The following is a 225-nucleotide window of genomic DNA, read 5'->3' as shown; positions in this document are numbered from 1 at the left end:
TGAACGTCGGCTCTTGATCGAGCATCGAGTTGACGATGCCCTCGATGACCGAGAACAGGGAGACGACAAGTTCAAGCGGCGCCCACTTGGCGAACGCCAGCGGGCAATAGCTATCGACATCCCCCAGCCACATCGGAATGCCGTAATAGCTCCCATGGTGCGAGACGCCGATCTGTCGAGCTTCGGCTTTCGTCGTGAACCCGAGCATCATTCCCCCTTGAGCGC

General features: G+C 59.1%; 1 protein-coding gene. It reads right to left on the bottom strand.

Features of this window, described 5'->3' with window-relative positions; translation table 11 throughout:
* Window positions 1-208, bottom strand: a 208-nt coding sequence (locus tag HMPREF2581_RS22820; protein ID WP_256565214.1) for a hypothetical protein, incomplete at its 3' end; no start/stop codon positions are given.
* Window positions 209-225: the final 17 nt, after the last annotated feature.

The organism is Pseudomonas sp. HMSC057H01, assembly GCF_001836405.1.
Lineage (GTDB): Bacteria > Pseudomonadota > Gammaproteobacteria > Pseudomonadales > Pseudomonadaceae > Pseudomonas > Pseudomonas aeruginosa.
This window is presented reverse-complemented; position numbering and strand designations above follow the sequence as displayed.